General features: G+C 58.2%; 17 protein-coding genes. 8 read left to right on the top strand and 9 right to left on the bottom strand.

Going from position 1 to position 22,998, the window contains the following annotated elements; genetic code table 11:
• Positions 1-6: 6 nt before the first annotated feature.
• Genes GYN08_RS19945 through GYN08_RS19930 form a run of 4 tightly spaced genes read right to left on the bottom strand, consistent with a single transcriptional unit; the run spans position 7 to position 4,919 of the window.
• Positions 7-1,485: a Na+/H+ antiporter subunit D gene (locus GYN08_RS19945; protein WP_166278193.1), complete on the bottom strand. Its 1,479-nt coding sequence runs from the start codon at positions 1,483-1,485 to the stop codon at positions 7-9.
• Positions 1,482-1,838: a Na(+)/H(+) antiporter subunit C gene (locus tag GYN08_RS19940; RefSeq protein WP_166278190.1), complete on the bottom strand. Its 357-nt coding sequence runs from the start codon at positions 1,836-1,838 to the stop codon at positions 1,482-1,484. The genes GYN08_RS19945 and GYN08_RS19940 overlap by 4 nt, the downstream gene beginning before the upstream one ends.
• Positions 1,838-2,263 carry a Na(+)/H(+) antiporter subunit B gene (locus tag GYN08_RS19935; RefSeq protein WP_166278187.1) on the bottom strand — a complete coding sequence of 142 codons (426 nt, stop codon included), beginning with the start codon at positions 2,261-2,263 and terminating at the stop codon, positions 1,838-1,840. Before GYN08_RS19935 ends, GYN08_RS19940 begins: the two co-directional genes overlap by 1 nt.
• Positions 2,256-4,919 carry a Na+/H+ antiporter subunit A gene (locus GYN08_RS19930; protein WP_166278184.1) on the bottom strand — a complete coding sequence of 888 codons (2,664 nt, stop codon included), beginning with the start codon at positions 4,917-4,919 and terminating at the stop codon, positions 2,256-2,258. Before GYN08_RS19930 ends, GYN08_RS19935 begins: the two co-directional genes overlap by 8 nt.
• A 189-nt stretch (positions 4,920-5,108) precedes the next feature.
• Here GYN08_RS19930 and GYN08_RS19925 point away from each other — a divergent pair, with 189 nt between their 5' ends.
• Positions 5,109-5,603: a GNAT family N-acetyltransferase gene (locus GYN08_RS19925; protein ID WP_166278181.1), complete on the top strand. Its 495-nt coding sequence runs from the start codon at positions 5,109-5,111 to the stop codon at positions 5,601-5,603.
• Positions 5,604-5,794: 191 nt separating this feature from the next.
• Here the strand turns inward: GYN08_RS19925 and GYN08_RS19920 are convergent, their stop codons facing one another.
• Positions 5,795-6,982 carry an asparaginase gene (locus tag GYN08_RS19920; RefSeq protein WP_166278178.1) on the bottom strand — a complete coding sequence of 396 codons (1,188 nt, stop codon included), beginning with the start codon at positions 6,980-6,982 and terminating at the stop codon, positions 5,795-5,797.
• Between the two features lie 335 nt (positions 6,983-7,317).
• Entirely contained in the window at positions 7,318-8,295 is a 978-nt protein-coding gene (locus GYN08_RS19915) for a bifunctional helix-turn-helix transcriptional regulator/GNAT family N-acetyltransferase (protein ID WP_166278175.1), read from the bottom strand.
• 388 nt (positions 8,296-8,683) lie between these two features.
• Between GYN08_RS19915 and GYN08_RS19910 the strand changes: the two genes are divergently transcribed.
• The 5 genes from GYN08_RS19910 (at position 8,684) to GYN08_RS19890 (ending at position 15,992) form a co-directional block, all read left to right on the top strand.
• The gene (locus GYN08_RS19910; protein WP_166278172.1) at positions 8,684-9,649 is read left to right on the top strand and encodes an ABC transporter permease; all 966 of its coding nucleotides are present in this window, start codon (positions 8,684-8,686) and stop codon (positions 9,647-9,649) included.
• A 24-nt stretch (positions 9,650-9,673) separates the two neighbouring features.
• Positions 9,674-10,561 (top strand): carbohydrate ABC transporter permease, encoded by an 888-nt coding sequence (locus GYN08_RS19905; protein ID WP_166278169.1) that lies wholly within the window; start codon positions 9,674-9,676, stop codon positions 10,559-10,561.
• Positions 10,562-10,682: 121 nt separating this feature from the next.
• Positions 10,683-12,341, top strand: a complete 1,659-nt coding sequence (locus GYN08_RS19900; protein WP_166278166.1) for an extracellular solute-binding protein — start codon at positions 10,683-10,685, stop codon at positions 12,339-12,341.
• Positions 12,342-12,531: 190 nt separating this feature from the next.
• On the top strand, positions 12,532-14,427 hold the full coding sequence (locus tag GYN08_RS19895) for a cache domain-containing sensor histidine kinase (protein WP_166278163.1): 1,896 nt from the start codon (positions 12,532-12,534) through the stop codon (positions 14,425-14,427).
• Positions 14,424-15,992, top strand: coding sequence for a response regulator (locus GYN08_RS19890; protein WP_166278160.1), 1,569 nt, complete (start codon positions 14,424-14,426; stop codon positions 15,990-15,992). Before GYN08_RS19895 ends, GYN08_RS19890 begins: the two co-directional genes overlap by 4 nt.
• A gap of 67 nt (positions 15,993-16,059) precedes the next feature.
• Here GYN08_RS19890 and GYN08_RS19885 read toward each other — a convergent pair whose 3' ends face one another.
• The gene (locus GYN08_RS19885; protein ID WP_166278157.1) at positions 16,060-18,051 is read right to left on the bottom strand and encodes a methyl-accepting chemotaxis protein; all 1,992 of its coding nucleotides are present in this window, start codon (positions 18,049-18,051) and stop codon (positions 16,060-16,062) included.
• A gap of 351 nt (positions 18,052-18,402) precedes the next feature.
• On the opposite strand from GYN08_RS19885, the gene GYN08_RS23515 reads away from it, so the two are divergent.
• Both GYN08_RS23515 and GYN08_RS19870 read left to right on the top strand, forming a co-directional pair.
• Positions 18,403-19,809, top strand: a complete 1,407-nt coding sequence (locus GYN08_RS23515) for a RidA family protein (protein ID WP_206023846.1) — start codon at positions 18,403-18,405, stop codon at positions 19,807-19,809.
• Between the two features lie 177 nt (positions 19,810-19,986).
• Positions 19,987-20,559, top strand: coding sequence for a copper amine oxidase N-terminal domain-containing protein (locus tag GYN08_RS19870; protein WP_166278154.1), 573 nt, complete (start codon positions 19,987-19,989; stop codon positions 20,557-20,559).
• A 97-nt stretch (positions 20,560-20,656) separates the two neighbouring features.
• On the opposite strand, the gene GYN08_RS19865 is transcribed toward GYN08_RS19870, so the two are convergent.
• Together GYN08_RS19865 and GYN08_RS19860 are read right to left on the bottom strand one after the other, a co-directional pair.
• Positions 20,657-21,778: a hypothetical protein gene (locus tag GYN08_RS19865; protein WP_166278151.1), complete on the bottom strand. Its 1,122-nt coding sequence runs from the start codon at positions 21,776-21,778 to the stop codon at positions 20,657-20,659.
• The gene (locus GYN08_RS19860) at positions 21,775-22,995 is read right to left on the bottom strand and encodes a tetratricopeptide repeat protein (RefSeq protein ID WP_166278149.1); all 1,221 of its coding nucleotides are present in this window, start codon (positions 22,993-22,995) and stop codon (positions 21,775-21,777) included. The genes GYN08_RS19865 and GYN08_RS19860 overlap by 4 nt, the downstream gene beginning before the upstream one ends.
• Positions 22,996-22,998 lie beyond the last annotated feature (3 nt).

Raw genomic sequence — 22,998 nt, 5'->3', positions numbered from 1 at the left:
AGGCATCTACTCCTTAAGTACGGCTTGGATATAAATCGAAGGTTCGTTCAAAATGTCCGCGGCCCGCTGCATGTAGGGCATAACCGGTTCGGCGAACAGGCCGAGCAGGACGATCAGCAGCATGAGCGGAGCGGAGCTCAGCAGCAGCTTGCGGGGCTGCTTCCAGTGCGCTTCGCGCGGATGGCGGGGTTCGCCCCAGAATCCAAGGATAAAGATCTTGATCAGCGAGTACAGCAGCAGCAGCGACAGAAGCACGCCCGCGGCGGCGATGACGTATCGGCCCTCTTCGAGACTTCCCTGGAGAATCAGCAGCTTGCCCGGGAATCCGCTCAGCGGAGGAACGCCGACGACGGCGAGCGAGGCGGCCAAAAACATCCAGCCCAACAAGGGCGAATGGATCAGCGCGCCGCCCATCCGGTTGATGCGTTCCGTACCCGTTTCCGCGACCAGGATGCCGGCCAGCAGGAACAGCAGCGCTTTGACGATCATATCGTGCACGAGATAGAATACGGCGCCTTTAAGCGCGTCTTCGTTGGACACGGCCAGCGCGAGCGAGATGAACCCGATGCTGGCGATCACATTGTAGCCGAGAATCCGGTTGACGTTCGTCTGCGAGACGGCCCCGAATCCTCCCAGCACGATGGTCGCGATGCCCATAAGTCCGATCAGCGTATGGGTGACGGAAGTTTCATGGTAAAAGACCAGCGTGAACACGCGGATCAAGGCGTACATGCCGACTTTGGTCAGCAGGGCGCCGAACAGGGCGGAAATGGCGGCCGGCGGCGCGCCGTAAGAACCCGGGAGCCAGAAGAACAGGAACAGCCCCGCCTTGACGCTGAATACGACGAGCAGCAGCGCGGCGACGGCCGTAATCGGCCCGCTCTGTCCGCTCTCGGCGATTCGCAGCGACAGATGCGCCAGATTCAGCGTGCCGGTCGCCCCGTACAGATAAGCGACGGAAGCAACGAACAGCGTCGAAGACAGCACGTTGATCAGGATATAATGAAGCGTCTCGCGGAATTGGCGCTTCGTGCCGCCCAGCACGATCAGCGCGTACGAAGACATCAGCATCAATTCGAAACAGACGAAGAGGTTGAACAGGTCTCCGGTCAGGAACGAACCGTTGACCCCGGCCAGCATGAAATGCACCAGCGGGTAAAAGTAATGCTTCTCCCGGTCTTCGTCGATGCCCCGGAACGAATACAGCAGGCAGCAGGCGCTGACGATCGAGGCGGCGAGCACGAGCAGCACGGCGAACATATCGGCAACGAGCACGATTCCGTAAGGCGGCGCCCAACCGCTCATATTCAGCGTCTGGATGCCGCCCGTGCGAACCTGAATCATCAGAAAAACGGCCGCGGCCGCGTTCAGCATGACGCTGATCAGACTGATCCAGCGCTGCAGCCGCAGCCGTTTGTTGAGAAAGATCAGCAGTACCGCCGTAAACAGCGGAATCAGCATCGGAGCGACAACCCAGTTGTTCATCGGCTCTGCCCCCTATGCCGGGAAGATTCGCTGGGCATCCTATCCATGTCCGTCGTGTCGAGCTTCTGGTAAGCCCGGTAAGCCAGCACCAGGAAAAAGGCCGTGATTCCGAAATTAATGACGATCGACGTCAGAATGAGCGCTTGAGGAAGCGGATCGACGAAAGTTTCCTTCCCTCTTCCCAGCAGGGGAGCGGAACCGGTCTTCAGCATGGACATCGCCATCAGAAGAAGGTGCACGGCGTGGGTGAGAATCGAAGTGCCGAGCACGATGCGCAGCACGTCCTGGGTCAATATCAGATAGATCCCGACGGCGAACAGAACGCCGACGATGATCGCGACAACAACTTCCATCAGCGGTCCTCCCCGATTGTCAGCAGGATCGTCATGGTGACGCCCACAACTGCGAGATAAACGCCCAGATCGAAAATCAAGGCGGTGTGCAGCTCGGTCTCTCCGAGCAGCGGAAGTTCAAAGTGGCCGAAAGCATGCTTCAGGAACGGCTTGCCGAAAAAGAGAGCGCCCGCGCCTGTAAGAAGCGCGATCAGCAGCCCGGATGCGGTCACCAGTTTGAAGTCGACCGGAAGCACTTTGCGCACCGTTTCGATATCGTACGCCAGTGCCAGGAGAAGAAGCGCGCCCGCGCTCATCAGACCGGCGATGAAGCCGCCTCCCGGGCTGCCGTGGCCGGTGAAAAACAAATACAGCGCAAAAGCCAATATGATGAAGACGACGACTTTGGACACGTTTTGCAGGAAAATGTCGCTGCCTTTAGGCATCGCGTTCGCCTCCTTTCGCGCGGGAATCCGCCGGTCCTTGGTCTTCTTCCGGTTGTTCCCGCCTATCGGAATGTTCGGCAGGGGAAGAACCGTCCAAGTCCGGCAGCGAGTCGGCTTGATCGTCTCCGGGCAGCCCGGCTCCGGGTTTCGACGCGTCGAGATCTTCCACGGGCCCGTCATAACCGTACTGGGCTTCGCGCAGGACGGAAGCCTCTTTGCGGGCTTCTTCGCCCTCGTGCTCGACATGGCGCGAACCGACGTCCGTCGCTTTGCGGCGCAGCTTGATCATGTTGTAAATGCCGAGCGACGCGACGCCGAGGACCATGATTTCCAGCATCGTATCGAAGCCGCGGAAATCGACGAGAATGACGTTCACGATATTTTTTCCGCCCGCCGATTCGTAGCTTTCGCGAACGTAATAGTCCGATACCGGATCGAACGGATTCGTATCCAGCACGGCCAACGCGATCAACGTCATCAAAGCGCCGACGGCAACCGATACGAGAAAGTTCGGCAGCCGGAAACGGACCGCCCGGCGCTCCGTGCGCAGCTTCGGAAGATGGTAGAAGCAGAGCAGGAAGAGCGTAACCGAGATCGATTCGACGACCATCTGGGTCAGAGCCAAATCCGGTGCGCGCAGAAACACGAACATCAGCGTCATCAAGTAGCCGATCGTACCGGTCAAAATAATGGCGACGGTACGGGATTTGGCGAACGGAACGGCCAGCGCCGCGGCGGCAAGACCCAGCAGGATCATCCATTCGTAAGGCCGAATTACCGCATAAGCGCGCACCTGGAAGGTCACGTCCGTGGAGCGGAACAGAATGAAGCCGAGCACCAGCAGCATGAAGCCGAGAATGTATTTGACGTAGCTGCGGGAAGATCCGTTCATGTACAGCGAAGTGACCCGGACGGTAATTCGTTCGAAAAAGCGCAGGCTGGCATCGTAAAAGCGGTTGATCGACAGTCCGCGCGGCAAAAGATCGTATCCTTTGACCCATCGCCGCGCGGTCAGCGTCAATACGGAGCCGGCCGCGACGATGCCGACCGTCATCCACAGCGCCGGAGTAAAGCCGTGCCACAGCTTAAGTTCCGCCGGCAGCCGTTCGCCGGAAGCGGGAATGATCGGCATCATGGCTTCCGCCGCCGGCCGGATCAGCGAGTAGGCGGCCAAACCGGGAAACAGCCCCAGCGCAAGCGCCAACGCGGACAGCAGAAGGGGCGGGATCGTCATTAGCGGGGGAGCTTCATGGATGTTGCGGCTTCGAAGCTCCTCCTTGAGCGGGCCGAAGAAGGTACGGACTACGAACAGCGCCGAGTAGACGAACGTGAACACGCTCGCGATCCAGGCGATAACCGGGAAGAGCACAGCCCAGGTCTGCAGCCGGAATACGCCGGCATGCATCGTTTCGATCATCGATTCGAGAAACATTTCTTTGCTGATGAATCCGCCGAACGGGGGCAGCCCCGCCATCGACAGCGCGCCGAACAGGGATACGGTAAACGTAAGCGGCATAATTCGCGCGAGTCCGCCCAGCTTGCGGATGTCCCGCGTGCCCGTCTCGTGATCGACGATGCCGGCCGCCATGAACAGCGTTCCTTTGAACGCGGCATGATTCAGCAGATGGAACAGGGCGGCCGTGCCCGCGGCGGCATAGAGCAGCCGTTCTTCGCCGTCGAAAATACCGGCCAGGGACGCGATTCCCAGCAGGCTCATCATGAGTCCCAGCTGGCTGATGGTCGAATAAGCCAGTATGCCTTTGAGATCGGTCTGCTTGACCGCTCCGAGGGATCCGTACAGCAGCGTGACCAATCCGCCCAACGAAACGATCCAGAACCATTCGGGCGCGCCCGCAAACACGGGAGTGAGCCGGGCCACCAGATACAAGCCCGCCTTGACCATGGTCGCGGAATGCAGATAAGCGCTGACCGGCGTCGGCGCTTCCATGGCGTCGGGCAGCCAGATGTGAAACGGATACTGCGCCGACTTGGTGAACGCGCCCAGCAGGATCAAGATCATGGCCGGCAGAAACAGCGGATGCGAAATCAGCGGCGCGCCGGCTTCGAACAGCTCCCGGATCCGGTACGTTCCGCTCATCACATAGAGCAGGATGAACCCGCTAAGCAGCCCGAGTCCCCCGGTCATGGTGATGAGCAGCGATTTGAGCGCGCCGTAGCGGGAACGCTGGTTTCGATGATTGTAGCCGATCAGCAGGAACGAAGCGATGCTGGTCAATTCCCAGAATCCGTACAAGGTCAGCAGATTGTCCGATAGGACGAGTCCGAGCATGGCTCCCATGAAAATAAGCAGCAGCACGTAAAACCGATTCAACGATTCTTCGGACGAGTTCATATAAGCGACGGAATAGAGGGCGACGAGCGCGCCCATTCCCGTGATCAGCAGGGCGAAAAGCAGAGACAGGCCGTCGAGGTACACCGTAAACGAGATGCCGAGGGACGGAATCCAGGCGAACGATTCGATGATCGGGGAACCGGCGCGGATGTCGGCCGAATAGCCGAGCAGCGCCGCGAACAGAACGGCCGACAGAACGGCAGCGAACCAACCTTTGTGCAGCCGGGGAGCCGCTTTCCCGAGCAGCGGAAGCGCGGCGGCGAGTACAAAAGGCGACAGCGTCAAGAGATGGAGTAGGGACAAACGGCTTCTCCTTTCCGCAGAGTAGTTTTCAACCAAGCGTTTTACTTTTTATTATTACCCGACTTTAGGTAAGGCCAAGCTTGCCCATGGTTTTTTTGTGAGAATGCGCGGAACCCGGGAAGAGCCGCTATGATGAAGAGGGCTGGGAGACGTTTCGGGGACGGGGCCGAGGAAAGGAAGGCGGTTTAAATGAAAGAACTTGAAAAGGGCGCAGGGGAGCCGGAGCTGCGATGGACATGGGAGCTTCCTTCCGCGGAAGAGCTGCATGATTTGTATGAAGCGTTGGACTGGAACGATTTTCTGCGGCTCGAACCGGAGAAGCTGCGCCGGGCGATGGAAGGCAGCTGGCGGGTCGTCAGCGTCTATGCGGCCGGGGAGCTGGCGGGAACGGGACGTCTCGTGTCGGACGGCGTCATCAATGCCTATTTGTGCGGCGTTGGCGTCCGGGAGCATTGGAGAAGCCGGGGAATCGGCAGCGAAATCGTGCGCAGGCTGACGAATGAAGCGGCCCGGGCGGGCCTCCATATCCAGTTATTTTGTTCGGAAGAACATCGGACTTATTACGGTGGGTTGGGCTTTGAAGAGTTTGCTTTGGGCATGAAGATGGACGGACGGAAGGCGGCGCCTGCCGGGCGATCTGAACCTGATGGAACTTCAGACGGAAACGCTGTTCGTTCAGGATGAAACCAGCCGTATGGTTGCGATTGATGACCCGGAAGGCGGAAAGGCTCCGTTATAAAAGGCTGCGCGAAAAAAAGGGGACGGGATCGATTATGATCCCGTCCCCTTTTATCCTTTTTACAAGGAAGGCAGCCGATTCGTCCAACGATCCGGAAAAGCCGGAACTCCGACGCCGAAAAGTCCCGTCGATCGTTTTATTTCTCCGGCACGCTTACCTGAGCGGCTCCGTAAGTCTCGAACCAGCCTTTAACCGTATCGAAGTCCTGCGAGAACGATAGGGAGAGCAGCAGCATCAGCCGTGCGTGCGCCGCGTTCAGATTGTCGCCGGCGATGATGTTTTTGCCGCTGGAGTAATTGCTGCCCGAACCGGTTCGGGTCGTCGCGACGAAAATCGTGCCGTGGTCTTCGATGGCCGCTGTCCGCTCCGCGCTCATGGCCCGCGAAATACCGCCGGCCCCGGTTCCCGCCGTTACGATCCCGTCCGCCCCGCCCGCGACGAACGCCGCAATGGCTCCGGCTCCGGCATCCTGATACGAATAAGCGATTTCGACTTTGGCGAGATCTTTTTTGCCGATTTTCGCGAGGTCGAAAGGCGTGGTCCAATTTGCCGCGCTCAACAAGGCGCGCTGCGGAGCGCGGTATACGCGCACGCCCGCTTCGTCGATGTAACCGAGCGCCCCGAGCTCCGGCGTCACGAATGTATCGGTACGGTACGAGTTGGACTTGGTGACTTCGCGCGCGGCATGGAATTCATCGTTCAGCATGAGAACGGTGCCGAAGTATTTCGTTTTGCCGCTTGCCGCCAGCTTGATGGCGTTATAGAGATTGGCCTGCGCATCGCTTCCGATTACGGTCCACGGACGCATCGATCCGGTTACGACAACGGGCTTGGAACTGCGGACGGTCAGATCGAGGAAATACGCGATCTCTTCCATCGTGTCGGTGCCGCTGGTCACGACGACCCCGTCCTGCGTCTTGAGCGCTTCGTCCACGCGGAGAGACAGATCGTACAGATCGGCGATGCTGTAGGCGCTGGAGCCGGAATTGCCGAACTGGTATGTACTGACCTGCGCGATCTTGTCCTTGTCGGGAAGCTCGGCGACCATGTCCGCGATCAGCAGCGTCCCCGCGCGGTAATTGGCAAAGCTGGTCGCGTCGGCGGATTGACCGGCGATCGTGCCCCCGGTGGCGATGACTTCGACTTTCGGCAGGGTGCTTGCGGCTGCCGGAACGGTTCCCGCCGGAGCCGGCGTGCTGGCAACGACCGTTCCTGTGACTTCCGCCGCGGAAACGCCGGGAAGCCGAACGACCGGAGCGGCTGCCGCCGCGGTAAGGCCGAGCGCAAGAACAGTTTTCATTACTTTTTTAGACATCGTGGACATGGAATTCCTCCTCAAGCCGAATGTAAGGGGAAGGAAAGACCGGACATGCAGCTTGCTTCCCGATGTCTATTAATATAGATTGATGTAAACTAAACTAACAAATCCGAATAAAGCTCAATAAAGCGCTATATTCACCTATTATCGACAAATATCGCTTTTAATCGCACTTTTTAAGACAAAAGGAACAAAAGTTCGAGTACGATAAAAAATCCATATTCCAAAACAATATGTCATATAAAATGACATATTGTTCAAAAAAAACAAGATTGAAACCTCAAAGCGTCCCGGAGAGAGAATTCTGAGTCTAATGAATGTTTATAATGAAAAACGAATAATTATTCTCTGGGGGCCGAGGGATTCGAACGGCGACCTAACGAAAGTTCCCAACATTCCACGTCAAAGCTCATGTCGTAGTAAGAGACCGAAGGCAGCTCGGTCAATTTGAATCCCCGCTTGGACAGCAGGCTCTGCAATTTATCCCGGTTCCGCACCGTCCATACGAACAGCCGGTCGCAGCCGGAGCCGACGAAGAACCGGATGGCTTCGTCGAGCAGTTTTCCGCCGATTCCGAGTCCCCGCCGTTTCGGTTCGACCATGAACAATTTGACATGCATGCGGCAGTCGTCGAGCCGTTCCAACACGATCGATCCGGCGCTTTCGCCGTTCATTTCGGCAATCCAGCAGCGCGCCCGAAATTCGCGCTCTTCCGCGGGTTCAAACAGCCCGGCAAGAGTATCGTTCAAAATGTTCCGGAATCCGTCTTGAGGGCCGAAGGTTTGCTCGAACAAGTTCTCGTAAGCTCGGGCCATGCGTTCTCCGTCGGACGGTTCGGCCTCGCGCAAAAAGTATCGGCTGTCCGGCCGGCGGTCGGAACGAGAAGCGTTGATTTCCTCGATCGTGCGAATGGCTTCCATCAGACGGGCCTGGTCCTCGTCGGACAAGACCGCCAAATATTCGGCGATGTCGTCGTCGACTCGGCGGTTAAGCAATTCGGCGATCTTTTCTCCCTGCGGGGTCAGCTTCAGGGCCCGTCTGCGGCCGTCCTTCTCGCTGCGGGGACGTTCGATGACCCCTCCCGATTCCAGGCGGCTCAGCAGCCGGCTGAGGTAACCGGGATCAAGGCCGAGGTGGCGGCTTAGGTGGGTGGCGGTCAGGCAGGGATCCCAAGATATTTCAAGAATGACCCGCGACTCCGTCAACGAGTACGAGCTGTGCAGCAGCCGTTCGCGAAGCACGCCGGCCTGCATGATATCGCTGTGGTTAAAAGCGCGAAGGGTTCTGATTCTTTGTTTCCAGATCAAAGAATCGGGCATCGGTTCACTTCCTTTCCCGGTCTCTGCGAGCCGGTCGTCGGTTGTAGAAATTAAGAGAATGAAGTGGGCTGGCTGCGTCGTGGCGATTCGGATTCCGTCCCGCGATTCTTTTTGATTATACCAAGAAAGAGAGGCCGGCATGAAATTTTCCATGTCGAGGAAATTGTCCCTCTCCGAAAATTTGCGCCCGGGTCGCGATTTTACGGGCAACACTCCGCCCGAAAATTTGCGCCCGGGTCGCGATTTTACGGGCAACACTCCGCCCGAAAAATTGCGACCGCGACACGAAATATGAAACCTTACCGGAATCCGGGAAGAAGGATACAATAAATTTAAGTAATGTAAGCACTTACAATACGGCGGAAGAGGAACTGAAGGGGGCCTGATTATGGAAAGAAAAATAACGGCGGAAGCTTCGGAGCTGCCGTCCGACCGGGACGGCAAAGCCCGGAAATGGTGGAGAAGGCTCCTCCAGCAGCGGCATCTGCAGACGATGGCGCTGCTCGGTATCGCCTGGATGTTCGTCTTCAACTACATTCCGATGTACGGAATCATTATCGCGTTCAAAGAATACAATATCGTCGACAGCATCGCCAATTCGCCGTGGGTAGGGCTGGAACATTTCCGGGCCTTTCTGCAGGACGACGAATTGGGCGACGTGATCCGCAATACGCTCGGCATCAGTCTGATCAAGCTGCTGATCGGGTTCCCGCTGCCGATCGTATTCGCCCTTTTCTTGAACGAGCTGCGCTCGGTGAAATTCAAGAAAACGGTGCAGACCATTTCCTATCTGCCGCACTTTCTGTCGTGGGTCATCCTGGGCGGCATTCTGGCGACCTGGCTGGCGGACGTCGGAATCGTCAACAACATTCTGATGGGACTCGGCCTGATCAGCGAGCCGATCTCCTATCTGGCGGAGCCGAAATATTTCTGGGGCATCGTGATCAGTTCGGACATTTGGAAAGAGCTCGGCTGGTCCGCGATCATTTACCTGGCGGCCATGGCCAGCGTATCGCCGGAACAGTACGAAGCGGCGACGATGGACGGAGCCGGACGGTTTCAAAAAATGTTTTACGTGACGCTGCCGAATATCCGTCCCACGATCGCGATTCTGTTCATTTTGGCGGTCAGCGGCGTACTGAATTCCAATTTCGACCAGATTCTCGTGCTGCGCAACTCGCTGAACGAAAGCGCGAGCAACGTAGTCGACATTTACGTCTATCAGACAGGCATTCAGCAGGGAAGGTTCTCGTATTCGACAGCGGTAGGATTGCTCAAATCCGTTATTGCGCTGATTCTGCTGCTGCTCGCCAACGGCATCACCAAAAAACTGAACAATACGTCGCTTTTCTAAACGGAAGGAAGGAGGAACCTCGGCATGTGGACGTTAAAACGGAAAACGAAAGGCGAAGCGCTGTTCGACTTTTTCAATACGGTCGGCATGGTGCTGATCTGCTTCGCGACGCTTTATCCGATCTGGTACGTGCTCGTCAATTCGTTCAACGACGGGACGGACGCGATGCGCGGAGGCATCTACTGGTGGCCCCGCGCGTTCAGCTTGGACAATTTCGGCGCCGTGTTCCGCAGCGAAGGCATCATGATGGCGATGGGAGTCACGGTCGCCAAAACGCTGATCGGCACGGTCGCCCACGTCTTTTTCACCGCCATGGTCGCTTATGCTTTCTCGCGCAGAGGATTGATCGGAGGCAAACTGTACATTCTGATCGGCACGATCACCCTGTTCTTCGGCGGAGGCTTAATCCCGACCTATCTGCTGATCCGGGACTTGCATCTGCTTGACAATTTCCTGGTCTATATCATCCCGGTGCTGTTCAGCTTTTTCGACCTGATCATCTTCATGACGTTTTTCCGGGACATTCCCGAAGGACTGGAAGAAGCGGCGAGAATCGACGGAGCGAACGACTGGTCCATTTTCCTTAAGATCGTGCTTCCCGTCTCGATGCCGGTGCTCGCCACGATCGCGCTCTTTCACGGCGTGTATCAGTGGAACGATTACTTCACGGGCATGATTTACATCAACAACACCGATCTGCAGCCGATTCAGACCTACCTGTACCGGGTCGTGGCCGAATCGAGCTCCAATCAGATGATGGCGGCCGTTCCCGGAGGCGTCACGCGTTCCGTCACTTCGCAGTCGATCAAGCTGGCGACGATGGTCGTGACGACCGCGCCGATCGTGTTCGTCTATCCGTTCCTGCAAAAATATTTCGTCAAAGGCATGATGATCGGTTCGATCAAAGGCTGAACGCTCCGACCTTCCGGCGCGTCCGGGCAGCGCAGGCTTCACGTTAGGGTTCACATAAAGCAGGGCAATCGGCAAAGGATACATGAACGCTTCATACTCGACACGGAAAAGGGGTAAACACATGAGACAAAAAGGCAAAAAGTTCTCTCTCCTGCTCGCGGCAATGCTGATGATCTTCAGCACGGCCTGCTCCTCGGGCGGACAAAGCAAGGAAGCGGCGGCGGAAAAGGACGAAGCCGCGCAGGCGGCGGTCGACCCGAGCCGGCCGGCCTGGAAAAACGACACTTCGCCGATCACCTTCGACTGGTACATCAACTTCGCCTGGTACACCGGAACGGACTGGGGCAAAGACCTGACCAGCCAATACGTGACCAAAAAGACCGGCGTCAATCTCAACTTCGTCGTGCCGGCCGGCAACGAAGCCGAGAAAATGAATACGATGATCGCGTCCGGCAAGCTTCCCGACTTCGTGACGATCGCCTGGAGCGACGACGCGGTCAAAAAGATGATCGAAGGCAAACTGGTGCTGCCGCTGAACGAATTGGCGGAAAAGTACGATCCGTACTTCGTTTCGAACGTCGCCGATCCGGCCAAGCTGTCGTGGTATACGCAGGAAGACGGCAACGTGTACGGATATCCGAACGCGTCGTCTTCGCCGGCGGATTTCGAAAAATACGGCGAAAACTACGTGTCGAACCAGACGTTCGTCGTGCGCAAAGACATGTACGAAGCGCTCGGCAAGCCGGACATGCGCACGCCGGAAGGTTTCCTGGCCGCGCTGAAAGCGGCGAAAGAGAAATTCCCGCAGGTGGAAGGGCAGCCGTTGATTCCGATCGGCCTGCACGAATTCACGGATAACGGCAACTACTCGCTCGAAAGCTATCTGCAAAATTACCTGGCGATTCCGCAGGAAAAAGACGGCAAGCTGTACGACCGCCAGACCGATCCGGAATACATCAAGTGGCTGAAAACGTTCCGCCAGGCCAATCAGGACGGGCTGCTCGCCAAAGACATCTTTATCGACAAACGGGCGCAGATGGAAGAAAAGATCGCCCAGGGCCGCTACTTCGCCATGATGTATCAGCGCAGCGACTTCAGCAACCCGCAGAACGCGCTGTTCGCCAAAGATCCGAATTCCGTTTATATCGCGGTGGACGGCCCGTCGAACGCCGCAAAGGATCAGCCGACCTTGTCGGGCCCGGTTATCTCCGGCTGGACGCTGACCTTGATCTCGAAAGACGTCAAGGACAAAGCGCGCGCCATCAGCTTCCTGGAATACCTGACGAGCGAGGAAGGCCAGCGCGACTTGTACATGGGCGAAGAAGGCGTCACCTATGACATGAAGGGCGACAAGCCGACCTTCAAACCGGAAGTGCTGGATTTGCTTAACAGCGACCGCGCGGCGTTCGACGCCAAATACGGCGCTTCGCACAAATACTGGATGATGATGGATACCAACGTGACCGACCAGTGGGCGCCGGAGGCGGTCGAGCCGTTCAAGCAAATGGCCGACTGGACGCGCGGCAAGACGGTCAGCGCTTCTCAGTTCGATCAGATCAACCCGACCGGCAACTCCAAGGAAGGCATCGCCAATACGAAGCTCGGCCAGCTGTGGGGCAAGACGCTGCCTAAGCTGCTTCTGGCTTCTTCCGAAGCCGAATTCGATCAGATCTGGAAAGATTACCAGCAGAAACGCCAATCGAGCGGCCTTGCGGAAGTGCAGGCGTACCAGCAGGCCGAATACGAGAAAAATTTGGAAAAGTTGAACGGCTCGAAGTAACGCGAGGACGCGCGAAGGGACGTCATTTTCCCGAACGAAGCGGTCCGAGTCGTTCCGAAAGTCCGGAGCCCCGGAGACGAATGCCGGGGCTTGCGGGCTGTTTTGGGCTTAAAGGGTTGTCATCGTCCCGTCCCGCTTTGTATGATGAGGAGACTTCTTTTTGAAAGCGGATACAAATGGAGGGGCGGAAGTGGGGAGAAGATGGAAAGAGGCGAATGACGCGGCCCGTCGATGGATACAGACCCGCTCGCTGCAAAGCCGGTTGGTGGCGGCTTACGCGCTGCTTATTTTGATTCCGAGCACGCTGCTGTCCGCTTATTTGTACGATGATATCCGGGACAGCTATATCGAAGATACCCGGGTCAAAAGCAATTACTTGCTGCAAAGCGAGAAGCAGGTTATCGCGAATCAGATCGAAACGATGGAACGGGCCGCGCAGCTGCCGCTGTCCGATCAGGACGTGCTGCGCTATTTGACGGAAGAGGGCGACCTGACGACAGCCGAACTGGTCGATTTCAACAATACGGCTTACGCCAACCTGGCGCGAATCCAACTGAACAATCCGGCGCTGCTGCATCTGCGGCTCTATACGGCCAACGAACGCAACTATGAGATTTGGCCGATCATTTTCAGGGAAAGCCGGGTACGGAAGCGGCCCTGGTTCGCGTTGACCAAGGGACTCGGCGAGCGCCAGGCCTGGCATTTTCAGACCGCTCCCGCTCTTCAGGATATCGGGGGCAGCGAAGAAGACCCGCCCAAGCTGTCTCTGCTGCGCGAAATCAACCTGCCGAAAAACGAACATATCGGCGTCGTGCAGGCGGACATGCGGCTCGACCAGTTTTCGCCGCGCACGTTCGGGGAGCTGCAGGAAGACGGTTCGCAGATGATGCTGGTTATTCGGGGGGGAGCCTATACACGGGAAGAAGGAGTGCTGCTGAATCGGGATTCTCCCGCGGTACGGGAAGCCGTATCCCGGCTGGGCGAGATCGGCGATCCCGGCGAAGTGCCGAATATCGCCGACGGCTATTTTCGCTACGAACAGGGAGGCTCGGTCTATCTGATGATGTACACGCCGCTGGAAAGGATGGACGCGTATCTGCTGAACGTCGTTTCGCTGGACAAAGTGCTGAAAGACCTGAGCCGGACGCGCAACATGCTGATTTATGCCAATATCGGCTTCATCCTCGTATTGGCGCTGCTAACCTACGCGATGAATTCTTTTATTCTGAAAAACCTCAAACGGCTGGCGGACGCCATGAAAAAGATCCGGCAGGGCGAGCTGCAGCCTTCTCTGCAAATCAGCGGAGGGGGAGAGATCGGCGACCTGGCGCATCACTTCAACAAGATGACCCAGACCATCAACGAACTGATCGCCGAAGCGGTACGCAAGCAGGCGTTGATGAAAGAAGCGGAGCTGCGCACGCTCTACAATCAGATCGATTCGCATTTTTTGTACAATACGCTGGAAAACATCAAAATGCTGGCCGAAATCGAAGACCAACGGAGAATTTCGGACTCGCTGACGTCGCTCGGCGGCATGATGCGCTATAACTTCAAATGGACCGGCGAATACGTCAAGCTGAAGGACGAGCTGCGCCATATCGAGAACTATATCGAAGTAATGAACATCCGCTTCGACGAACCCATTACGCTGTACTGCGATCTTCCGAAAGCTTTTATGGAGCTGGAAATTTTGAAAATGTCGCTGCAGCCGGTGGTGGAAAATGCGGTCAAGCATGCCTGGCAAAACTTCGGGGAGAACGATCGCCGGGAGTTCCGGATCGAAGTCCGCGAAGCGGAGAAGTCGAAAATTCGGATCGCGATGACGGATAACGGAGCGGGAATGGACGAACGCCGGCTGGCCGAACTGAATGCGGAGATTCGGGAAACCGGAAACGAGGGACCCGGCTCGGCTTATACGGGAGTCAAGCTGGGGGGAATCGGACTGCGCAACGTTCATCAGCGTATCCGGTTGTTTTACGGGGACGAGTACGGTCTGTTCCTGGAAAGCGGGGAAGGCGCGTATACGAGCGTCATATTGACGATTCCCAAAGTGCTGCTTACCGGAGGGGGATGGGAAGAATGAGACAACTGCTGATCGTGGACGACGAAAAAAACATCCGCCAGGGGCTGCAGGTCATGATCGCCCGCGAGTTCGGCGAGGCCTGCAAGATCCGACTGGCCGCCAACGGCCGGGAAGCGTTGGAGCTGCATGAACGGCAGCCTGCGGACGTCATCATTACGGATATCCGGATGCCGGTGATGGACGGCATGGAGCTGCTGGAGCGGCTGCGCGGACAGCGAAGAGCCGCCGAAGGTCCCGTCGTGCTCGTGCTGAGCGGCTACGACGAGTTCGAATATGCCAAGACGGCGATCCGCTTTCAGGTTCGGGATTATCTGCTGAAGCCGATCCGGCGCGAGGATCTGTTCGAGGCGCTGGAGCGCGCTTTGGAAGAGCTTAAGCGCAGAGACAGCGACTCGGAACGGATCGACGCCGTGCAGGATTACAAAGAGAGGCTTCGTCTTGCGCGGCTGGGGCAGCTGCTCGAAGCGGAAGGAGCGGAAGCGGATCGGATTCTCGGAGAATGGTCTTCCGGCGAGTCCGGAGTGTCCCTGCCGTATTCCCTTGCCGTCGTGGCTTACCGCTACGACCATGGAGGAAGCATGAGCCGGGAGGAATTGGCGGCCGTCGTCGAGCGGCTGGGCGGCCCGCCGGATCGAAGCTACGAAGCGGCTTTGTGGGATCGAGAGGGAAAGCTCGTGTTGATCGACCCTGCCGGCGATCGGTTCGCGAATCTGGCGGACCTCGCGGAGAGGCGGGAGCTGGGCGGATTGTTGGTCGGTATCGGCATGCCGGGATACGGACTGGAAGACCTGCCGGAAAGCTACCGCTCCGCCTGCCGGGCGCTTCAATATACCTTTTTGCATCCCGGCATCCATCTCGTGGATGCCCGGGCGATCGAGGGAGGACGGCAGATGTTTCCGCCGCCCGACGAAGAAGTGCGGCTGCTCGGCAATCTGCTCGGCACCGATCGCAAGCGGGAGATGAACGAACTGCTGTACGGCATTTTCCGGATCGACCAATTGGCGAGAATCGACATTTCCTATATCGAGCGGACGGCGCGTCTCGTTAACGAAAAGGTGCTGGACGAAGTGTTTCGGCGCTACGGCGAAGCTTCGGTGGAAGTGCTCAAGCTGTACCGCAAGGTGGGCGACTGGAACCATTTTCGTTATTTTCACGATTATTTCCGCAGTCTGGAGAACCTGCTGTCCAGCCTGAACGATTATATCAAGCAGGTGCGCCTGGCCTACACGGAGAACGAAAATCTGAAAGAAGCGGTGGCGTTTATCGAGACCCATTACGCCCGCCCGCTCAATATGGCGATGGTCAGCAACCATGTTTCGCTCAATTACTCGTATTTCAGCGAAGCGTTCAAAGCTTATACGGGAGAAAGCTTTGTCGTTTATTTGAAAAAGGTGAGGATCGAGCGCGCGAAGGAACTGTTGGCGAAGCACGAGCTCAAGCTGGCGGAAGTCGGCGAAGCGGTAGGCTTCGAAAGCGCAAAGCAGTTCGCCCGGGTATTCAAAGAGCTCGAAGGCATCTCGCCGCACGAGTACCGAAGCAAGATGCACACGCAGGAGTACTGCTGAAGCGTGTCCGGACCGACGAAAAAAAGCCCGCCTCTTTTGAGAGGCGGGCTTTTTTGCGCTCGATCGGTTATACGCTGAACTTGCCGATCACTTCCTGAAGTTCCTGGGCCATCCGGCTGAGCTCCTCGGAGGAGTAGGAGACTTCGGCCATCGACGCGCTCTGCTGCTGCGTGGAAGCGGCGACGCCCTGCGTGCTGCCCGACGCCTGGGCGGCGATGCCGGCCATGCCTTCGACGCCTTCGACCATTTTCGCCGAGCTGACGTTAACCTGCTCCACGATGGCGGCTACGGCCGAGGCTTCGTCGGCGACGCGGCCGATGGACGACAGAATGTCTTCGAAAGCGGCGCCCGTCATCGAAACCATCTGGATGCCTTCCTCCACGACTTCGGTGCCTTCGCGCATCGAGCGTACCGCTCTTTCGGATTCGGTCTGGATCTCGCCGATCAGCGCCGTGATGCTGCCCGCGGCGCCCGCCGACTGCTCCGCCAGCTTGCGCACTTCGTCCGCGACGATCGCGAAGCCGCGTCCGTGCTCGCCTGCGCGCGCCGCTTCGATCGCCGCGTTCAGCGCCAGCAGATTGGTTTGCGAGGCGATTTCCGTAATCAAGCCGACGATGGCGCCGATTTCGCTCGTTTTGCGTCCGAGCGCATTGACGACTTCCGCGGCATCGGTCGTGGAGGCCTGGATCAGCTGCATCTGCCCGACCGTTTTCTGCACGACTTCGTTGCCTTCCTGCGCTTTGCCGTTCGTTGCGCCCGTCAGCTCGGATACGAACTGGATCGAAGCCGCCGCGCCCTCCATGCCGCCGGAAATTTCGCGGACCGATTGGGCGAATTCTTCGGAACTGCGCACCTGGCGCTCGGAACCGTCCGCGATTTCCTGAATGGAAGACGCAATGTGGTCGGAGGTGGAGCGGGTCTGCTCGGCGCTGGCGGACAGCTCTTCGGACGTCGCGGCTACCTGCTCGGCGTGGAAGCCGATTTGTTCGATCAAGCCGCGCAGATTTTGACGCATTTCGTTGACCGAGCTGGCCAGATGTCCCAATTCGTCCCGGGAATCCACCGGCACTTCCTCGCTCAGTTCGCCTCCGGCTATTTTTTGCGTGGCCCGAACGAGCTTCTTCAGCGGATTATTGATGGAACGGACGACCCACCAGGTCAGCAGCATGCCCAGAACGACAGCCGCGACGATGATGATGACGGTGGTTATCAAAATGCCGTGATTCGCCGCCGCGATCTCCGATTTGTTGATGACGCCGACGATTTTCCAGCCGGTCTTTTCGTTGGTCGCATAAACCGCGATTTTGTCTTGGCCGCCGGACGCGAACGAAATTTCTCCCGACGCCTGCCCGTCCAACCGCGAGGCGTAAGATTCCGCGTTTTCCGTTCCGGCCGCGATTTCGGGATGGGTCAGGTAGGCATTCGCCGAATCGAGAATCGTGACATAGCCCTTCTCCCCGACTTTGATCGCGTTGGTCTGCGCCGCCAGATGATCGAGACTGAGAACGACGCTGACTACTCCGGTGCTGTCCTCGCTCGCTTTGGAAGGGACGACGATGACTTTTCCGTCCTGTCCCACGATCGGGCTGTTGACGAGGGCCGTTCCTTTTTGGGAGATGGCGTCTTTATACCATTGGCGTTCGCGCGGATCGAATCCGGCGTCGAACTTCTGCTGCGGCGAATTGAGCAGCTTTCCGTCCGTCGTGGCGAACTGGACATGATCATACTGCGCCTTGACGGCTTTGACCGGATCGAGGATCTGACGCAGCCGCGGACTCGCTTCGCCCTGAACCATGCCGCCTTTCACCGTTTTCGACAAGTAGTCGAGATCGTCGAAGCTGGACTGGATCATATCGGTCAGCTGGCTGTCGACGGACTGGACGCTTTGGCGCGTATTTTTCATGAACTGTTCCGTGATTTCCGTCTTGGATTTCTGATACGAAATCACTCCTAGCGAAATGGTCGGAATCAGCAAAATGATCAAAAAGGCGGCGAAAAGCCGACTGCGGATGCTCGGGTTCCATTTCATTCTCTTGCGTTTGGTTGATTCGGTTTTCATGATGCTCCCCCTCGAATGTAGCATTGAAAGCCGCTTTACGCGTAAGGTAGGCGGCAGGCTTTTCTAATGTCGGTGACCTGTCGGGAATCTGTTAGTTTTGTATTCGCTTTCCATGGAAAATTGGTTCTTACAGCCTGGTTTTTTCGATGATTTTAAAGGTTTTTTTATCTGTTTTGGCAGATGAAAATCATTAAATACCTTTTCGAAACGATTCTAATATCCCTATATCGAATTGACAGCCGAATCCAGTGTGGTATATTGTTCCTTGCTTGCCGGTCTCGATATGCAGGAAAAAAGACCGAAGGGCGGGACGAAAATTTCGTTACGAACACAGATTTGGAGTGGGGAAATGTGAAAGCAGGAAAATCGATGCTGAAAATTTTGGCCGGCGCCGTTGCCGTCCAAATCGGGATATCGTCTTACGGAAGCGCCGCGCTCGCGCAGCCGACTCTCGTATCGCCGAACGGCGTTCGGACGCTGTCGCCGCCGGGGGCGATTCAATCGACCGGAACGTGGAATTTGGGTACGCGCGCGGGAGATTACGTATACGTCGCGGGCATGCGGGGAATCGACCCGGCGACCGACAAGCTGGTGGACGGGGAAGAAGCGCGAATCCGCCAGGCGTTCTTGAACATGCAAACGATCGCGAAATCGGAAGGCGCGAGCCTGCGCGACGCGACGCGTCTCGTCGTGTATACGACGGATATGTACCGCTACCGTCCGATCGTGAACAAAGTGCAGGAAGAGCTCTGGGGAGCCGGACCTTATCCGCCGCGCACGATCATCGAAGTGGACCGCCTGAACCAGGACGATATCGTCGAAGTGGAAGGGACGTTTTACGCGCCTCCGGTTGCCGTCGGCACGGCCGCGGCACCGTCCCCGGAAGCGGAGAACGTATCGCCGAACGGCGTGAAGACGCTGACTCCGGAAGGAGCGATTCGGCCGACGGGAACGTGGAACTTGGCGACCCGGGCGGGAGACCATGTTTACGTGGCGGGCATGCGGGGGATCGACCCGGCGACCGACAAGCTGGTGGACGGGGAAGAAGCTCGAATCCGCCAGGCGTTCTTGAACATGCAAACGATCGCGAAATCGGAAGGCGCGAGCCTGCGCGACGCGACGCGTCTCGTCGTGTATACGACGGACATGTACCGCTACCGTCCGATCGTGAACAAAGTGCAGGAAGAGCTCTGGGGAGCCGGACCTTATCCGCCGCGCACGATCGTCGAAGTGGACCGCTTGAACCAGGACGATATCGTCGAAGTGGAAGGGACGTTTTACGCGCCGGAAGGCGCGGACGGCAAAGCGAAATCGGACTCTGCCGCTAACGTATCGCCGAACGGCGTGAAGACGCTGACTCCGGCGGGAGCGATCCGGCCTACCGGCACATGGAATCTGGCGACTCGGGCGGGAGATTTCATTTACGTGGCGGGCATGCGGGGAATCGACCCGGCGACCGACAAGCTGGTGGACGGGGAAGAAGCGCGAATCCGCCAGGCGTTCTTGAACATGCAAACGATCGCGAAATCGGAAGGCGCGAGCCTGCGCGACGCGACGCGAATCATCGTGTATACGACGGACATGTACCGCTACCGTCCGATCGTGAACAAGGTGCAGGAAGAGCTCTGGGGAGCCGGACCTTATCCGCCGCGCACGATCGTCGAGGTGGACCGCCTGAACCAGGACGATATCGTCGAAGTGGAAGGAACGTTTTACGCGCCGCAAAAAGCTTCCAAGCTTCATTTCCAATCCCGTTGACCGCTTGGCCGAAATTCCGTTTGCTGTCTAAACCGTCTGCCTGATCGGCAGGCGGTTTTTCTATGTCCAGGCTTCGAAAGGGTTCCTCCGAACGGGAGAGATTGAAGCGGCGGACGAAGGGTTAAAAAAGCGGTAGGAGAGACTGGAAAAAGCGCCGGAATAAGGGGAGGACGAACCATGAACACGAGTTTTGGGAAAAAAGCGAAGAAGGCGGCGATGGCGGTGCTGGCCGCGGCACTGATTGCGCCCGCGTCGATTATGCCGCTCGGGGAGAACGCCTCCGCGGCGACGACGTCCGTATACATAAACGGCAGGCTGGCGTCGGGCGACGTGCTGGTCCGGCAAGGAAGGACTTATTTGACGCTTACCGACCTCAAAGGACTCGGCGACTATTCGTTCCGCTACAATAAGACGTGGCGCACGGTGACGATCACCGGCGGAGAAGACGGAGACCGCTACGTGCTGACGCTCGGAAGCCGGGAGGCGCGGCGCAACGGCCAAAGCATCATGTTGGAAGCGGCGCCGCTTTCTTACGAGAACAAGACCATGGTGCCCGTCCGGGCCGCGGCCCAATTGTTCGATGCCGATCTGCAGTGGGATCAAAACGGAGGACGGGTCATGATCACCAAAAAGAGCGGCTCGGGCGATTCGTCGACCGCGCCGTCCTCGCCGTCGCGACCGCCGGTATCGCCTCCCGGACCTTCGGGGCCTTCCGTTCCTAAGCCGCCTACCCCGCCTTCTGTGCGATAATCCGCATAAAAAGACCGCTTCGCTTTGCCGTACGGCAAAGCGAAGCGGTCTTTTGCGCGAAGCGGTCCGGGCGGCGGAAAGACCGGGCGTCCGGAAATCAAAGCGGAACCGAAATGCCGGCCTCGCGAGGTTCCAGCCAGCGCGTTTCCCCGTATCGGAAAAAGCGGGCCGCTTCGGAGCGCAGCCTGCCGGCGCGAATCGCCCGCTCGATCTCTTCGGCGGTATGGAAACCGCGGACCATGCCGTCGTCCGAGACGAGCCATTCGGCGCCGTCCGCGCTCTCGGGCAGTGACGATACGTCCCAGGGGTCGAGGGCGGAAGGCGCATACGGGAACGCGGCGGCCTGTTCCGCCCCTTCGGCATGCAGGGAAGACACGTACGTCAGCAGCGTCCGAAACAAGCGGAAAGCGGCTTCCGCGTTCCAGCCGAAGTAAATGACCGTATCGCCGTAGCCGATCTGGTAACCGACTTTTTCGAGCTTCCGGCGGCCGTCCATTCGCGAATACGGCAGAAAATATTCGGACAATCCGTGCTCGGCGGGGTAGGCGTCGCGAAGATACAGACCGACATCGGTCAAAGCAAGTCCTCGGCGGCCGCGTGCAAACCAGCCGGTATCGTAAAAAGCGAACAGCGTTTCGGACGGAGGAATGCGAAAAAGGTCGCGGCGCGCGTTCGGTTCGCGCTCCCCGGAAGCCAGGCCCCGATCCCGGGGGAACAATCCGCTGCGGCGGCAAAGTTCCCGGATGAAGCGAATGTCCGCCGCGGGAGAGCGCTCTTCCAGAAGGTGCCGCTGCCTTGGGCTGAGCGGTCCTTCCGAAGGGACGGGATTCAAGCCCAACGCTTCTTTGAGGGCGTACAGCGCATCGATCCATTGTTCGCGCTCCGGGCGCAGCCCCGTCACCGAAAGTTCGTGTCCGTGCAGGCACAAAACGTGCGGCTTTTTCCCGATTCGGATAAACGCGTTTCGGCCGAGCAGCTCCCAATCGAAAAACAGCGGAGCGGCGGTCGTTTTCCAGTACATGCCGTTCCGGCAGAAGGCGACGCCTCCGTGCTGTCGTCCCGGTCTCGACGATTCGAAAAAAACAAGCAGTCCGTCGTCCGGGCGGATGCCCAGGCTTCGCCCGATGTAAGCTTTTTTTCGGGGCGAAAGCTTTTCCGCCGGCAGGACGCCGGGCAGGCCCAGGCATACTTCGCGGACGGCCCGTTCGGCGGCGTTCATCGGAGCGCCTCCCTGCGCATCCGCCGCGCTTTCGCGCCGCGCGAAAGCGCGCGCGGAAGCGCAAGCAGCCCGCTGCAGCAGAGGGCCGCCGTCCAAAGAGCGTTCGCGGCCGTCCGGTACAGCAACGGGCCCGCATGCAGCCGGAACGCGCCGTATGCGGAAAGTTTGCGGACCCAATCGTTCACGTCGGCGTTTTCGGGGTGTTCGCTTTGAAGCTTTTTGAAATGCTTCAGCGCCCTGCCGTATTCAAATTCGCCGCAGAGAGCCTGCCCGTACAGCAAGGCAATTTCGAAATCGTCCGTTTCCGCGCGCTTGAAATACCGGTCGTACAGGTGAAGCGGGTATTTTCCCGCTCGCGCATGGAGAAGAATCGCCTTTTTCAGATGTTCCGGCCGGTCGAAAATTTCGGCAGGCCGGCTGGACAGGCAGTCGAACCAGTAAGCGTGCAGCTTCGCGGGCTGATCTTCCCCGATTTCGATCCATCGTTTGACTTCCAGCGCGTTCTCGTCGTAAGGGTCCAGCATCAAGGCCTGCTCGGCATGATCGCGGGCCTTCTTCAGCTCGCCTTCCTTCAGCAAAAAAGCGGCGTAGGAACCGTGGGTATAAGCGAAGCGGGGATCTGCCGCAACGGCCTCGCGATAGTGCTCGTCGGCGGCTTCCGTCTCGAACAGCAGGGCAAGCTGCTCCGCCCGTTTGGTCAGGGATACCACGTTGGCGCCGCCCAGGCGGATAGCCGTCAGCAGTTCCTGCTGCGCCCGTTCCGCCAACGCGAGAAAATCGGGATAGAACTCGATTTTGCGGAAAAGCTGGCGCAGGCGGGGCATGCGAACGAGCTGTTCGTTCAGCAAGTAAGACAGCCGGTAGTGGTACAGCGCGGATTCCGGTTCGATTCGGAGCGCTTGTTCGTAGTGGGCGATCGCGTCGCTCAGCCGTCCGCGGTCTTCGGCCAGGTTGCCGAGGACCTCCGGTCCTTCGGAACGCTCCGGATGCTGCGAGATCAAAGCGCGCACGACTTCGTCGGCCGCGTCCGGACGTCCGCTTCTTCTCAAGCTTTCCGCAAGGACGTATAAGCCGTGAAGGTCGTCAGGCGAAGCTGACAGCAGCTGCCGCGCCTGAACGATTGCGGCTTCGTAGAGGGCATTTTCGAAATGGTCCCACATCATGTTTTCGGTTTCGCTTCGCGCGTCGAATTCCGGCGCCGCATGGAAATTGGGCATAAG

The organism is Saccharibacillus alkalitolerans (genome assembly GCF_011090185.1).
Taxonomy (GTDB): Bacteria; Bacillota; Bacilli; order Paenibacillales; family Paenibacillaceae; genus Saccharibacillus; species Saccharibacillus alkalitolerans.
Note: the sequence above shows the minus strand (reverse complement) of the source record. Positions and strands in the feature narration are given on the sequence as shown.

Bases quoted from the DNA above. Each gene is read 5' to 3' on its own strand.
- GYN08_RS19945 (WP_166278193.1), bottom strand. From the start codon at position 1,485: ATGAACAACTGGGTTGTCGCTCCGATGCTGATTCCGCTGTTTACGGCG.
- GYN08_RS19940 (WP_166278190.1), bottom strand. From the start codon at position 1,838: ATGGAAGTTGTTGTCGCGATCATCGTCGGCGTTCTGTTCGCCGTCGGG.
- GYN08_RS19935 (WP_166278187.1), bottom strand. From the start codon at position 2,263: ATGCCTAAAGGCAGCGACATTTTCCTGCAAAACGTGTCCAAAGTCGTC.
- GYN08_RS19925 (WP_166278181.1), top strand. From the start codon at position 5,109: ATGAAAGAACTTGAAAAGGGCGCAGGGGAGCCGGAGCTGCGATGGACA.
- GYN08_RS19920 (WP_166278178.1), bottom strand. From the start codon at position 6,982: ATGTCCACGATGTCTAAAAAAGTAATGAAAACTGTTCTTGCGCTCGGC.
- GYN08_RS19915 (WP_166278175.1), bottom strand. From the start codon at position 8,295: ATGCCCGATTCTTTGATCTGGAAACAAAGAATCAGAACCCTTCGCGCT.
- GYN08_RS19910 (WP_166278172.1), top strand. From the start codon at position 8,684: ATGGAAAGAAAAATAACGGCGGAAGCTTCGGAGCTGCCGTCCGACCGG.
- GYN08_RS19905 (WP_166278169.1), top strand. From the start codon at position 9,674: ATGTGGACGTTAAAACGGAAAACGAAAGGCGAAGCGCTGTTCGACTTT.
- GYN08_RS19900 (WP_166278166.1), top strand. From the start codon at position 10,683: ATGAGACAAAAAGGCAAAAAGTTCTCTCTCCTGCTCGCGGCAATGCTG.
- GYN08_RS19890 (WP_166278160.1), top strand. From the start codon at position 14,424: ATGAGACAACTGCTGATCGTGGACGACGAAAAAAACATCCGCCAGGGG.
- GYN08_RS19885 (WP_166278157.1), bottom strand. From the start codon at position 18,051: ATGAAAACCGAATCAACCAAACGCAAGAGAATGAAATGGAACCCGAGC.
- GYN08_RS19870 (WP_166278154.1), top strand. From the start codon at position 19,987: ATGAACACGAGTTTTGGGAAAAAAGCGAAGAAGGCGGCGATGGCGGTG.
- GYN08_RS19865 (WP_166278151.1), bottom strand. From the start codon at position 21,778: ATGAACGCCGCCGAACGGGCCGTCCGCGAAGTATGCCTGGGCCTGCCC.
- GYN08_RS19860 (WP_166278149.1), bottom strand. From the start codon at position 22,995: ATGCCCAATTTCCATGCGGCGCCGGAATTCGACGCGCGAAGCGAAACC.